The organism is Microcoleus sp. w1-18aA5, assembly GCF_036701705.1.
Taxonomy (GTDB): Bacteria; Cyanobacteriota; Cyanobacteriia; order Cyanobacteriales; family Microcoleaceae; genus Microcoleus.
This window is the reverse complement of sequence record NZ_JAUPTE010000071.1, coordinates 18880-33296: the sequence shown is the minus strand read 5'-3', so window position 1 is coordinate 33296 and position 14417 is coordinate 18880. Positions and strand designations below refer to the sequence as shown.

At 45.4% G+C, this 14417-nt stretch carries 10 protein-coding genes; 2 read left to right on the top strand and 8 right to left on the bottom strand.

Annotation, left to right across the window (positions count from 1 at the left end):
- Positions 1 to 125 precede the first annotated feature (125 nt).
- Positions 126 to 1700: an outer membrane protein assembly factor BamB family protein gene (locus Q5691_RS21630; RefSeq protein ID WP_333346916.1), complete on the bottom strand. Its 1575-nt coding sequence runs from the start codon at positions 1698 to 1700 to the stop codon at positions 126 to 128.
- Positions 1701 to 1827: 127 nt separating this feature from the next.
- Here Q5691_RS21630 and Q5691_RS21625 point away from each other — a divergent pair, with 127 nt between their 5' ends.
- The gene (locus tag Q5691_RS21625) at positions 1828 to 3915 is read left to right on the top strand and encodes a thioredoxin domain-containing protein (RefSeq protein WP_333346914.1); all 2088 of its coding nucleotides are present in this window, start codon (positions 1828 to 1830) and stop codon (positions 3913 to 3915) included.
- A gap of 165 nt (positions 3916 to 4080) precedes the next feature.
- Here the strand turns inward: Q5691_RS21625 and Q5691_RS21620 are convergent, their stop codons facing one another.
- From Q5691_RS21620 to Q5691_RS21605, 4 genes are all read right to left on the bottom strand, one after another.
- Positions 4081 to 5169: an ABC transporter ATP-binding protein gene (locus tag Q5691_RS21620; RefSeq protein ID WP_333346911.1), complete on the bottom strand. Its 1089-nt coding sequence runs from the start codon at positions 5167 to 5169 to the stop codon at positions 4081 to 4083.
- A gap of 330 nt (positions 5170 to 5499) precedes the next feature.
- Entirely contained in the window at positions 5500 to 6561 is a 1062-nt protein-coding gene (locus tag Q5691_RS21615) for a spermidine/putrescine ABC transporter substrate-binding protein (protein ID WP_333213903.1), read from the bottom strand.
- Positions 6562 to 6612: 51 nt separating this feature from the next.
- On the bottom strand, positions 6613 to 7470 hold the full coding sequence (locus tag Q5691_RS21610) for an ABC transporter permease (RefSeq protein WP_333213904.1): 858 nt from the start codon (positions 7468 to 7470) through the stop codon (positions 6613 to 6615).
- 121 nt (positions 7471 to 7591) lie between these two features.
- Positions 7592 to 8440 (bottom strand): ABC transporter permease, encoded by an 849-nt coding sequence (locus Q5691_RS21605; RefSeq protein WP_333211837.1) that lies wholly within the window; start codon positions 8438 to 8440, stop codon positions 7592 to 7594.
- Positions 8441 to 8541: 101 nt separating this feature from the next.
- Here Q5691_RS21605 and Q5691_RS21600 point away from each other — a divergent pair, with 101 nt between their 5' ends.
- On the top strand, positions 8542 to 10053 hold the full coding sequence (locus Q5691_RS21600; protein ID WP_333215249.1) for an FAD-dependent oxidoreductase: 1512 nt from the start codon (positions 8542 to 8544) through the stop codon (positions 10051 to 10053).
- A 77-nt stretch (positions 10054 to 10130) separates the two neighbouring features.
- Here Q5691_RS21600 and Q5691_RS21595 read toward each other — a convergent pair whose 3' ends face one another.
- The 3 genes from Q5691_RS21595 to Q5691_RS21585 form a co-directional block, all read right to left on the bottom strand.
- Positions 10131 to 12944, bottom strand: a complete 2814-nt coding sequence (locus tag Q5691_RS21595) for a chloride channel protein (protein WP_333346907.1) — start codon at positions 12942 to 12944, stop codon at positions 10131 to 10133.
- A 169-nt stretch (positions 12945 to 13113) separates the two neighbouring features.
- Positions 13114 to 13296, bottom strand: coding sequence for a hypothetical protein (locus Q5691_RS21590; RefSeq protein ID WP_333346904.1), 183 nt, complete (start codon positions 13294 to 13296; stop codon positions 13114 to 13116).
- Positions 13297 to 13310: 14 nt separating this feature from the next.
- Entirely contained in the window at positions 13311 to 14267 is a 957-nt protein-coding gene (locus Q5691_RS21585) for a GDSL-type esterase/lipase family protein (RefSeq protein WP_333346901.1), read from the bottom strand.
- Positions 14268 to 14417: the final 150 nt, after the last annotated feature.

Below are 14417 nucleotides of genomic sequence, written 5' to 3'. Positions count from 1 at the left end.
AATCACTGTTACATAAACTTTTAAATGAAGGAGAATTAATTATGAAATGGAACCGAAAGATCAAAAACAAAGGTAACGCGAGTTAATGCAGTTTAGATGTCGAACAGCTTACAAAATACCAATAACTAACCCAAAGTATACATCCAGCCATCCCTCGCGCAAATCCTCACAATTCCGTCCCAAACTACAGGCGTCGCCTCAAATGACAAACCCGGCTTAAATCTCCCCGATTCTATTACTTTCAAACGGTAAAACTCCCCTTTAGCATTTTTCAACGCATTCTGATCTCCAGACTTCGCTCGTTCCCAATTCAAATTGAACAAATAAACACCGTTGTATCCCGCACTGATCAGTTTATTGCCATCGGTAAAAATCGGAGTAGAAATTGAAGAACCAATGGCTTGTTTAAATACTATTACCGGAGTATCGTAAGACTGGTTTCGCCAAGGAACCGAAGTTTTTTTACCTGTAATCATATCTTGGGAACCGATGTACAAATTGCCGTCGATCGCATTTGTGGCAAACAGCGCCGGAAACTCGCCTGAATTGTACTCGTCATTCAACGCCACCGAGCCAATTATCCCACCTTCCCAGCTAGAAAGTCGGCGATTTCCGGTAGGCAAAAACCATTCGACGCTGGCATTCGGTTCCTTGTTGGGATTCAGCTTCAGCACTCCGCCGTTGCCCTGAATGTATTGTTTTTCAATGGCACAAAACAGTTTACCTGATTTAGAAATTACAGCACTTCCATCCAAATCTGAACCAGTATAAAAATCCCAAACTATCTTTTTAGTTGCAATGCTAATACCGTAAATATGACCGGAACCAGCAGCTATAAATATTCTATCTTTGAGTCTCGATGGCGATGATTCCGCTACCAAGTTGCCGCCGTGTTTGCTGATATCTGTTGCTGCATAAAGCTGTACTTCCGACAAGATATTTGGCTGCTTGATGCCTTGTTTGATTTTTGCATTGCTTGTGGAACTATCGAGAAAATAGCCGATCGCATTTTCCCCCCCATTGAACAAAACGCCACCGCCGATGTCCAACGCGCTGCTGTCATTATCCCGGCTGTAGCTGGGCGTTTTCCTGATGTCCAATTTCCAAAGTTCCTTGCCAGTTCTAAAAGATATTGCCCTAAAACTTGGCACGACACTTTTGCCACCGCCACCACTGCGGCTGCCTTGCAAAATTACAATTTTGTTTTCGGCGCTAGCTTTTTCATCGATATAAATTGTTGATGAACCTTTGATTATATCATCAAATTTATAGCGCCAAACTTCTTTATTGGTAGCAATATCTATTTTTCGCAAATTGTGGTCATAAGCACCTATAATTAAATAAGTTTTCCCCCCGTCTTTGGTAATTGTCGGCTGTCCTGTCCAACCGGCCCCGCTCCAAACTACAGACCGCTTTCCCAGAAAAGTTCGTCCGCTTCCTAGCTCAAATTTGTCGATTAACTTCAAACTTTTCGGAACACCTCTGCCGTAGAAGCGACGCTTGTCGTTACCTAAAAAGGTCGGGACTAATAATTCTATTTCTGGGTCTGCTTTAGCCAGAAGATTGTTAAGATTAGTTTCTAATAAAGCTTGTTCCGAGGATGCAGTTTGGCTCAGTTTGATAACAGCAGGAGGAACAGCAGCACTCAGCAAAAATTGTCCAAGCTGTTGATTGAAGGTTCTCCGAGATGACAAGCTCATATTAGATCGAGATAATCAGTCATAATATTAAAACATAATTATCCGCACCAACTCAACTAAAACATCTCGCGCTAAACTGCTAGAGGACTGACAAGCTTACCCAGCACGAGTAAAAGTATATTTGATTATGGTCAACCGTCTTGCTCAATCCCAAAGCCTTTACCTGCGGAAACACGCCGAAAACCCGATCGACTGGTGGCCCTGGTGCGACGAAGCTTTGGAAGCGGCCCGAAGCGAAAATAAACCGATTTTCCTGTCAATTGGCTACTCTAGCTGCCACTGGTGTACGGTGATGGAAGGGGAAGCATTTTCCGATGGCGCGATCGCCCAATACATGAATTCGCATTTTATACCGATAAAAGTCGATCGCGAAGAACGCCCGGATATCGACAGCATTTATATGCAAACATTGCAAATGATGACCGGTCAAGGCGGTTGGCCACTCAACGTTTTTCTCACTCCAGACGAGCGAGTTCCCTTCTACGGAGGCACTTATTTCCCCGTAGAACCGCGCTACGGACGGCCGGGATTTTTAGAAGTTTTGCAAGCAATTCGCCGCTTTTACGACACAGAAAAAGGCAAAGTAGAAGCCTTCAAAGCAGAGATTTTAGGAAATCTCCAACAGACGGCAGCGCTGTCAGGAGTAACTGCCGAATTAAATCGCGAACTCTTCCAAAAAGGCTTAGAACTCAACACCGGAATTATTGCCGGCAACAACCCCGGCCCCAGTTTTCCGATGATACCTTATGCTGAGCTAGCACTGCGGGGAACGCGATTTAATTTTGAATCAAAATACGACAGCAAACAAGTCTGCACTCAGCGCGGATTAGACTTAGCATTGGGCGGCATTTATGACCACGTAGGAGGCGGATTTCACCGCTATGCGGTTGATGCGACTTGGACTGTGCCACACTTTGAAAAAATGCTCTACGACAACGGTCAAATTGTTGAGTATTTAGCGAATTTGTGGAGCGTGGGAATACAAGAACCCGCTTTTGAAACTGCGATCGCGGGGACAGTAGAATGGTTGAAGCGAGAAATGATTGCGCCGACAGGCTATTTTTATGCTGCACAGGATGCGGACAGCTTTAACACTTCGGAAGAACTTGAACCGGAAGAAGGAGCATTTTATGTCTGGACTTATGCCGAACTGGAACAACTATTAACTGCTGAGGAATTAGCAGAAATTAAAGCACAGTTTACTGTTAGTCGCAGCGGCAATTTTGAAGGCCAGAATGTATTGCAGCGCCGCCACCCAGGAAAACTGAGCGATACGGTAGAAACGGCTTTGGCTAAACTTTTTGCTGTGCGTTACGGTGGCAATCCCGATACTGTAAAAACCTTTCCGCCAGCCCGCAACAATCAAGAAGCTAAAAACGAAAGTTGGCCGGGTAGAATTCCAGCCGTTACTGACACGAAAATGATTGCTGCTTGGAATAGCTTAATGATTTCGGGGTTAGCCCGCGCGGCAGCGGTTTTTGGGAATTGGGAATATCTGGAATTAGCTGTGAAAGCGGCTAATTTTATTTTAGACAATCAGTGGAAGGATGGGCGGTTTCAGCGGTTGAATTATGACGGACAATCTGCTGTTACCGCGCAGTCGGAAGATTATGCTTTGTTTGTGAAAGCTTTGTTGGATTTGCATCAAGCGAGTTTGACTTTAGGCAATGGGGAAGAGGCCAAACAGTTGCCGAATTCTCAGTTTTGGTTGGAGAAAGCTGTGCAGGTGCAAGAAGAGTTTGATGAGTTTTTGTGGAGCGTGGAATTGGGAGGATATTACAATACTGCTAAGGATGCTAGCGGAGATTTGTTGGTGCGGGAACGCAGCTATATAGACAATGCAACTCCGGCGGCGAATGGAATTGCGATCTCGTCTTTGGTTCGCCTCGCGCTGTTGGGCCCGAATTTAGAATATCTCGATCGCGCGGAGCAAGGTTTGCAAGCTTTCAGCAGTATTGTACAAGATGCTCCGCAAGCTTGTCCGAGTCTACTTTCGGCGATCGACTGGTATCAGCATTCTACCCTGATTCGCACGTCGAGCGATCGAATTTCTGGCTTGATTTCCCAGTATTATCCGACTGCTGTCTGTCAGATTGAGGCTGATTTGCCTGAAGGTGTTATCGGGTTAGTTTGCGAGTGTTTGACTTGCAAGGAACCTGCGAAAAGTCAAGAGCGGCTGTTGGAGGAAATTTTGCAAAGTCAAACGCGAGTTTAGCACCAATACTGTCTAGATTATTGAACCGCGAAGACGCGAAGAACGCGAAGGAAGAAGGAGGAAGCTGGAGGAAGAAGTAGATTATCTTCTATGGGGAAGGAAGTACATCTTCAATCGCCTCCTCCTTCTTCCCAAGAATCTCAGTGGCTTCAGCCCGCTTGAGTTTCAACAAATGCAAATACTTTCCGGCGGCACGGCAACTCGAACGCTGTCGCCGACTTGGTGTCGCTGCAAGTCATCTCTGTGCAAGTTTTGTCGGCGAAGGGCGATCGAACTTTTAGCAGTCAACCGCACCGTATAGCGCGTGTCAGTACCAATATAAATAGCCTCTTCTACTATTCCCGGCCAGCTATTTTCATCGTCATAATTAGCCGGATAAATAGCAGCTTTTTCTGGCCGCAACACCAGGGTGACAACTTTCCCAGGGGGGATATCTTCGGCTGTTGCAACTAACACGGGCAACTCCTGGTCAACCAACACGATTATTTTACCGTTTTGCTTTTCTACTACTCGACCACTTAAAAAATTGCTGTCGCCAATAAAATCAGCAACAAACCGCGTTTTAGGATATTCATAAATATCAACAGGCGTCCCAACTTGTTGCAGTTTTCCTCCATCCATCACTGCAATTCTGTCCGACATCGTTAGTGCTTCTTCCTGATCGTGAGTTACATAAATAAACGTAATTCCCAATTTTCGCTGCATTTTTTTTAATTCTAATTGCATCTCTTTACGCAATTTTAAATCCAGCGCTCCTAGGGGTTCATCCAAGAGCAAAACAGACGGCTGTTTGACTAATGCTCTTGCTAGGGCTACTCGCTGCTGCTGTCCCCCTGACAGTTGGCTGGGATAGCGTTTTCCTACCTCGGTTAACTGTACTAATGCTAAGGCTTCAGCAACGCGATCGCGAATTGTTTTCTGAGGCATATTCTCCATTTCCAACCCAAAAGCGACATTTTGTGCTACTGTCATGTGCGGAAATAAAGCATAGTTTTGAAATACCGTATTTACTGGGCGGTGAAATGGCGGGCGATTTTGCATCGGTTGGCCGTGAATGTAAATTTCGCCGGCTGTGGGAATTTCAAAACCCGCGATCATTCGCAAAGTTGTAGTTTTGCCGCAGCCGGAAGGGCCGAGTAAAGAAAAGAATTCTCGATCGTAAATTTGCAGGTTGATGTTATCAACAGCTAAGAAATCTTTACTGCGGGCACTTTTAAATATTTTGGAAACTTCTAAAACCTCGACAGAGTGCATTGTGTTAGTATGTGTGAGTAATAAAAATCTGAGTTCAAGTCCGGTTAAACTGATATCTTGCACTATTATCAATTATTTGTTTAGGAACGGGCTCTCCGGCCCGTTCCACAAGAAAATTAAGTTTTGTTGAACGGTCCGGAGAGCCCGTTCTTGACGAGGGTGCAACTCCAATGCCAACTAAAAATTTAAGTGCACCAGGCCGGGCAGAAACCTGTGTTATATCATTTCCGGTTACACCGGAATGATGTTGACGGTTGACGCCGTGAACCGTAAACAGTGAACAGTGAACTCGGATTTACTATTCCGATGCTAACGGATTTGATATTATATCTACTTTCCAGCCCCTGCTTTAACTTCCGTCCAAGCTCGATCGTACAATGCAGTTGCTTTCCCGACATCCTCCAATAATTTCATTTTGCCAAACACCTCAGCCGGCGGGTAAATTTGAGGATTATTCAAATCTTTCGGATCGATTAAACCTTGATCAATTGCTGCTTTGTTGGGCGATCCGAAGTGGGTAAAATTAGAAATTTGGGCGCCTACTTCTGGCTGCAAAATAAAGTTAATAAATTTCTCCGCTAACTCTTTCTGGGGCGCACCTTTGGGAATAGCCATATTGTCAGAAAAAATGATTGTTCCTTCTTTGGGAATAGCGTAACGGAGATTAGGATTTTCTGTCATCACTTGGAAAATATCACCGCTCCATTCCATTGTCAAATTTACTTCTCCTTGATCTAGCATATTTTGCCCGGTGTCGGGGACAAAAGCTGCAATGATATTTTTACTTTTAATCAGCAAATCGCGGGCTTTGTTAATCTCTTCGGGATTGGTGGTATTTGGATCAAATCCTAAATACATTAAAACTCCTGCTAATGTGTATCTGGCATCGTCTTGCCACGCGACTTTTCCGGTATATTTCGGGTCGAACATCACCCCCCAACTGTTAATTTCTCCCTGGATTGTTTTCACGTTGTAGCCAATTCCCATGGTTCCCCACTGGTAGGGCAGCGAATATTTGTTGTTCGGATCAAAAGCTTGATTGATAAACTTAGGTTCTAGGTTCTTTTGGTTGGGAATATTGTTTAAATTCAGCGGCTCAATTATATTTTCTGCGATCATGATTTTCACCATGTAATCGGCGGGAAATATTAAGTCGTAACCGGGGTTTCCCTGTTTGAGTTTGGCATAGAGTGCGTCGCTGTTCTCGAAAGTGTCGTATTGAACTTTAACATTGTTCTCTTTCTCGAATTGGGCGATCGTTTCTGGGGCGATATAACTTGCATAATTGTAAATGCTGAGCACTTGCTGTTGGTTGCCACCTGTGCGGCTACACCCGAAAGCCATTGTTGCACTCATCACGAACAAAAGTAGGAAAGTCAGCAGGCGTTTCATAGGTTTTGTTAGTTGCAGACAAAAATAATTATGACACAGAAAGCAATTATTTTAACTTTTCTGAACTTTTAGCGATGATACAACCAGCAATAAGGAAGCCAACAACATCAAAGTTGAAATGGCATTAATCGCTGGCGTCACTGAGAACTTTATCATGCCGTAAACAAATAATGGTAGCGTCATGGAACCGACGCCAGTGGTAAAAAATGTCACGACAAAATCGTCCAGCGACAGAGTAAAAGCCAGCAGTGCGGCGCTGAAAATAGCGGGCCAAATTAGAGGGAGAGTGATGCGCCAAAAAGCCCGCCATTCGTTAGCGCCTAAGTCAAAAGCTGCTTGTTCTAATTGAGGATCTAGTTCCGCCAAACGCGCCCTGACAGTAATAGTCACAAAGGAAATATTAAAGACAACATGACCGATTATTACGGTAGGTAAGCCGAGATTGAGGCGAATTCCCGTGAGATTTTCTACAATCCGAAATACTAGGGTAAAGAAAACTAGCAACGAAATGCCGATCGTAATTTCGGGCATAATAATCGGCAAAAACAGTAAAGCTTCTACTGCTTTGCGCCCCGGAAAATAAAAGCGTTCCAGTGCTAGGGCGAGCATTGTACCAAAAATTGTCGCTAACACCGTCGAAATAGCTGCAATTAGTAAGCTGTTGTTGAGTGCTGTCCAGATTCCGGCGCTGCTACTCGTAGCAATCGTCGCGCCTGCATTGCTAAACAAACTGCGGTACCAATCGAGGGTAAAGCCCCGCCAAACGGCATTGAATCTGGAGGCGTTAAAGGAGTAAATAATTAAGATGAGAATTGGCAAGTAAAGAAAGGCAAATGCTAGTACAGCTTGTACCCAAAGCCACTTTTTGCCGATCGCCCGCACGAGTAAATCTAGTTTTGTTTTAGTCATTAGTCATTAGTCATTAGTCATTAGTCATTAGTCATTAGTCATTAGTCATTAGTCATTAGTCATTAGTCATTAGCGCATCTTAAGCTAAACGCAGGGTGCAACGATTTGTATATACCTTACCTTATTCGGTTTCGTCAGACACCCGGAAGTAAATTAACACAGGAATCAATATGATTACCGTCAACAGCATAGAAAGCGCCGAACCAAAAGGCCAATCGCGGGCTCTCATAAACTGATTCTGAATCAAATTTCCCACCATAACTGTTTTAGATCCACCTAATATATCCGGTGTGATGAAAGCGCCGACAGCGGGAACAAAAACTAAAATCGAGCCTGCAACAATACCACGAGTTGTTAATGGTAAAAATACGCGCCAAAAAGTGCGAATATCATTTGCACCTAAATCGTGAGCGGCTTCTACTAATGAAAAATTGAAGCGTTCTATGCTAGAATATAAAGGCAGAACCATGAAAGGTAAATAGCCGTAAATAAGACCGATCGCCACAGCAAAAGGCGTAAAAAGCAAGTTTAACGGTTCGCTAATAATTTGCAGGCTTTGCAGGGCTGTGTTAACTACTCCTTCGCTACGCAGCAGTATAATCCAGGCGTAGGTTCTCACTAAAAAATTAGTCCAAAATGGAATAATTACCAGCAAAAGCAAAGCATTTCGCCAGCGAGGAGAACGGGTGGCGATGAAGAATGCTAGGGGATAGCCAACTAACAAGCAAGTGGCTGTTGTTAGAAAAGCCAGCCAGAGCGATCGCCCAATTACTCCTAAGAAAAGTCCACTGAACAAACGCTGGTAATTGCTGAGAGTAAATATCCAAGTAACACCGCCGTAAGTACCGCGTTCTAAGAAACTGTACAACAGTACAATTAGCACGGGCAAAATGAAGAAAACCATCAGCCATGCCGTAGCGGGAAATAAGAGCAGCAACAGGTTAGTCTGCTGGCGGTTTTTGACACTCATTATTCACTCAAGCGAAATTTAGCACATAATGCAACACATTTTATATCAAATCCGCATTTTATGAATTATGTCATCATTAATAAATTATCAAGAGGTACGCAATGTCAGCAGAATCGTCAACCCCAAAAATAGTCGTCGTCGGTGCAGGATGGGCCGGTTTAGGCGCTACCTATCACCTAGCACAGCAAGGCTATGATGTCACCCTGCTAGAAGCAGGCCCTTATCCGGGTGGCTTAGTTGCAGGGTGGAAAACCGCCGGCGGGCGTTCCGTAGAAGCAGGCATTCATGGCTTCTGGTATCCCTACAAAAACATCTTTTCCTTAGTCAAGGAATTAGGACTCGATCCCTTCACGCCTTGGACTCGTTCTTGTCAGTATTCACCAGCAGGATTGGAAGTAGAATCGCCGATTTTTCAGGACGAACCGCGCCTTCCCACACCGTTAGGAACCTTTCTTTACACCAGATTTAAAAGACTGCCATTAGTCGATAGACTTTCCGCCTTACCCTTACTCTACGCCGTCCTAGATTTCGACAATTCCGACGAAGCTTGGCGCAGGTACGATCGCGTCACAGCCCGCGAACTATTCAAACAGTTTGGCGTGTCTGCAAGACTCTACCGCGATGCTTTTGAGCCTATGTTATTAGTAGGTTTATTTGCACCAGGAGAACAATGTTCTGCCGCCGCTGCTTTGGGAATGCTTTATTATTTCATATTAGCACACCAACCGGATTTTGATGTAGTTTGGTGTCGCGGAACTGTGGGAGAAAAAATCTTTCGTCCCTGGGTCGATCGCCTGAAAAAACTAGGTGCAAAAGTATTGACAAAGCAGCGAGTTACTGACTTAGTAGTTGACAGCCACAACAGAGCAACAGGCGTTGTTTGCGGCGAAGAAACCTTCGATGCAGATGCAGTTATTTTTGCAGTTGGCGTCACGGGAATGCAAAAAATAATCAGCAGCAGCCCAGCTTTGCAAGGTCGCCAAGAGTTTCGGGACGCGATGAATTTGGGTGCAGTTGATGTGTTAGCTGTTCGCCTGTGGTTTGACCGAAAAATTGACATTCCGCTGCCTTCTAATGCCTGTTTTGGATTTAGTTCAACTACGGGATGGACGTTTTTTGATTTGAATGCTTTGCACGACGAATTTAGAGACGAACCGGGAACAGTTGTCGAAGCTGACTTTTATCACGCCAATCAATTAATTCCCCTGAAAGATGAGGAAATTGTGGCCTTAGTTCAGCGGGATTTAGCCACTTGTATCCCCGCTTTTCGGGAAGCAAAAGTAATTGACAGCAGCGCGATTCGGCTGTCGCGGGCCGTGACGCATTTTGCCCCTGGTAGCTATCAATATTTGTTGCCTGCGGTAACAAGTTATGATAATGTATTGATGAGCGGCGATTGGGTTGTGACCCGTCACGGTTCTTGGTCGCAGGAAAAGGCTTATGTTACTGGTTTGGAGGCGGCAAATTTGGTAATTTCGCGTTTCGGAATCGGAAACAAAGCGGCAATTATTCCCGTGGAAGCTGACGAACCGCACATTCAAATCGGGAGAAAGATTAATCAGTTTACTCGCAGTTTGACTAAAACTTTCATTCCCGATTTTTGGCTGCCATAAGAAGAAAGAAATTAGCCAACGGATGCGGCAACGCATTTAACGGATGTCAGGAAGAAGGGCGATTCCCGTCGGGTTAGCTAAGAGGCCGATCGCACTAAAATGACTGTACAGTCGCACCCGCGCGCCACAGCTTCCGGGATATTCCCGTGAATCACCTGCTTCAGCAGCCCTTCCCGGCTCGCTCCCAGGACGATCGCATCGCACTGATCGTTCTGAGCCAAATCAATTAAAGCATCAGAAACCGATTTAGCGCAAACCGAAGTCGCTATTATCGAACAGCTAACCCGGCGCTTGATAAACTCCGCTGCTTGCTTTAATTCTCCGCGATCGGGTTCTGCAACAGAAGGCTGATGAACCTGACACAATTTAATCTCCGGTACAGCACTCGCAGCCACCAAAGCAGGTAGCAGCCGCAAAGCCGCAGCTTGCTTGTAACTGCCGCGAATAGGCACCAACCAGCGATGCAAACCCATCAGCGTGTGCAGTCCCAATTCTGGCCCTGGAAGGTCTGAATTCGGCGGGGAAAGTTCCGTCTCTGGAGTCGCTAATGAATCTGAGGATATCGCCAATCCGGGATTATCTGCACCATCAACTCCTTCGGTATTGAATTCCCATTCAATAGACGTATATTTTCGCCCGCTGAAAATGGGGGAAAACTCATTTTTCTTACGTGTTGCTAATAGTTTTTCGCTCCACTTCACCAAAATAACCTCGCAGCCTGCTTGCCGAATTACGGTATCCACCACATCGCCAAAAATGCGTCCTTTTGTGGAAAATTCGCCTTGCCAGCCCATCAAAATTGAATCGATATGTCGCTCCTTTATTGTCTCCAAAATCGCGTTAGGCACGTCGTGAGCTACCCGTATTTGGGTGTGTACCGGCAAGTTCCAATTGCGAATTATTCGCTCTGCTTGTTGTAGCAGGCGGCGGCTTTTGGTTGTCCGCACTGCGCTTTCTGAGGGGGAACTGTTGCGCGGTACTATGATGATTTGCAGGCATTCTAATTCGTAATTGCGATCGCGCGCAATCGCCGCAGCCAGCCGCAGCAAAGCGGGTGCTGTTTGGGGGTTGGAAAGCGGTACTAATAAGCGGCCGTTTCCCACTTGCGGGGCTTTGGTTTGATAGACAACATAAGAAGGTTCTGGATGCGGGCCCTGGGTGGTTTCTCCGCTGAGGCGATCGGATTCAACTCGGATAATGTCGCTGCGGGTAATAATTCCCACCAAACGCCGACCTTCTACGACTGGCAAACGGCTGATATTGTAGTTGTTGAGCCTGTACAATACCTCGCTTAAAGTATCGCTTGCTTTGACTGCGATCGGCTGTACAGTCATAAATTCTTTAAGCAGGGAGTTGCCGGACAAATTGCGCCCGCTGGCATTTGCCAAATCGGTTTGACTGACAATTCCCACTAATTTGCCATCTTCAACTACTGGAAATCCTCGGTGGTGCGATCGCGAAAAAGCCTGCATCACTTCATCAAAAGTCAGCAGACTCGAAAGAGTTTCAACTCGGCGCTGCATCACGTCATCTGCGTGCAAGTCGCTCAAAGTATTGCTCGCAGCTTTTGCCTTTGTCAGTTGAATGCCGTTAAAATCCAAAAGGCGATCGTACAAAGAGCCACTGTCCACCTTTTCGGCGACCAAATAAGCAACTACAGAACAGATCATCAAAGGCAGCACTAATTTGAAATCCGCCGTAATTTCAAACACAATTACTACCGCAGTAATCGGCGCTCTAGAAACCGCGCAAAAAAACGCTCCCATTCCCGCCAAAGCGTAAGTTACCGGCAAACCGACACCCAGGGAATCTGCCTGCACAATTCCCACCATGTGACCGAGTGCAGAACCCATAACTAGGGCAGGGGAAAACAATCCTCCCGGAGCTCCAGAAGCAGCGGAAATAATTGTCAGAAAAAAGTGAGCTACAAAAGCAATTAAACTCGTTATCCCGCTTGCTTCACCGGTCAGCATAAACTCCCGTAAACCCGTATTATCGCGGAAAGTTGCTGGAAGAAAAGCTATTACTGAACCGCAGATTATGCCAGCTAAAGCCATTCGCACAGGCAAAGCTAATTTGAGCGATCGCCTGTTAAATTGCAAGCTAGCAATAATCCCTTTGGTGAACAAAGCTCCCAGCAATCCCGCTAAAACTCCTAACAGTATATAAAAGGGGATTTCCTGAGCATCAAAACTGGTTTGGTACGCGCGAAGGTTCAAATTTAAACTATCACCGCCCAAAAGCTGCGAGACAACTGCACCGATAAATGAAGCGATGATTGCAGTCCCTAAAGTCAATCCCGAAACGTCGTGCAGTAGTTCTTCAACTACAAACAAAACTCCTGCAATGGGAGCATTGAAACCAGCAGCCAATCCGGCCGCAGCACCGCAAGCAATCAATTGTCTGCGGTAGTCTGGGGAAGTGGGCATCAAGTGACCTATCCAGCCGGCCAAAGATGCTCCTATTTGCACAGTCGGGCCTTGCCTTCCTAAAGTTAAACCGGAACCAACTGCTAAAATAGTCGTCACAAGTTTGGCGACAGCTACTCGCAAATCTAAGGAAAGATTGACTCCGCCGAGAGCAGCTTTGACGTGAGGAATGCCACTGCCGGCAGTTTCTGGAGCAAAACGCTCTACCAAGAAACCTGTCAGCAACCCACCCAATAAACCGACAGCCGGAAGTAATATCCAAGCTGGAATTAATGTCGAGGTAGCAACTCGCCAACTGCCAAGCCATCCAACTCCTGATTTGAGCAAAACCCCAGCCAGCCCTGAAATTAAACCGATCAGACAAGCTTCAAAAATGGCTAGGCGTTTCGGCCGTAAAAAAAGTTGAGATTTGATGACCCTGGAAGGTTCCCTAAATTGTTTAGGGATAGTTATGTACGGCATAAATAGCGTAGATGACCTGAGAATTGTCTGCTCGATCGCACTTTAGCGAAAAATCCTTCGATACTTACCTAAAATCTGTTGTAATTCCGATGCTACCGGATTTAATATCAATCTGCGATTTTTTTACCTTATAGCCTCCACCAGTGTTTTTAAATCCGGCACTTCTAAATCAGGCTGGCCGCTGGCCGGCAGTGTCGCGCAAAATCCTGTTTTTTCGTGTCTGCGATTTACCCAAATATATCTCGTGACTTGACAGCAATTGTCTCAAGACTAGCAGTATTCCCCTTTCCCCATCTCTCAGAGTGCCGTAGCAGTCAAAACTCACTACTAAAAATTGATTAAATTCAAGCATAGTTAGCTCCGAGTTTAGGGTTGATATTCCGCAAAAATCTCAATTTTGCCCACAATGTTTTGATTAAATTGAGCCAATTCTTCGGCAGGAATCCAATATTCTTGGTGAATCGAACTGCCCACATTTTGAACTGGATATTTTTTTAAGAATTCTGCCGCCACCCGAAAGCGCGTGACATAGCCGAAATATCCCGATGCTGCATCTCTTGTATTCCAATCTCTCGCGATTTGTATGGCATAGGCTTTGTGGAGTACGGGATAAAAAGTAGGCTGAAAGGATAAGCGCGGCGGAAATGCCAGAAAATCGCTTTCTTTAATCAGTTCCATTTCTTTTTTGCCGACGGCTCGGAACAGCGTTACTGTCTCTTGATCTGATATATTGATATTTTTAAACCACGCTTTCCAACCGTCCCAATTGTGAACTATTTTAGCCAATTCAGCGTAACCGGCGGCGCGGGGATGGGAAACGTCATTTTCGGTAAGTTCTTTATGCCAAATTTCGGAATTTTGCAGCGGGCTGCAAACATCTAAATAAGGCACATTTAACTCGTTGCAAACTTGGGAAAACTGTTCAGATAAGTTGGCAATCCGGCTTGTGCGATCGCTATCGATAACTGGCGGTGGCCCTACCATTAATACTGGAAATATTTCTTGCGCTGATGTGAGAATACAGCGAGCATTTTCAATTGATTTTTCAACTTCTAGGCGATTTTTTTCGTTTTCTCGGTAAGTGTCGTTGACGCCAAAGGAAAATACTATTCTGCCATCGCCGTAGTGAGGTAAGCGGCGAGAAACTTCGTTGAACCAACGAGTTTCTATATCGGCACTGGTTTCTCCCCTTATGCCTAAATTGTAGTAGGTAATATCGTGTCCTTGTCCGCAAGCGGCCGCGCAAATCCGTCCTGTCCAACCGAGACATTTGGGATCGCAAGTACCGTTTACAAAAGAATCGCCGATAAAACAAATACGCATATTATGTGTGGGAATAGGGAATTGGGAATAGGGAATAGGGAATTGGGAATTGGAAATAGGGAATTGGAAACAGGGAACTGTTGACTGTTGACTGTTGACTGTTAACGGATCATTGATGACAACTAACAACTGACAACTGCCAACTGCCAA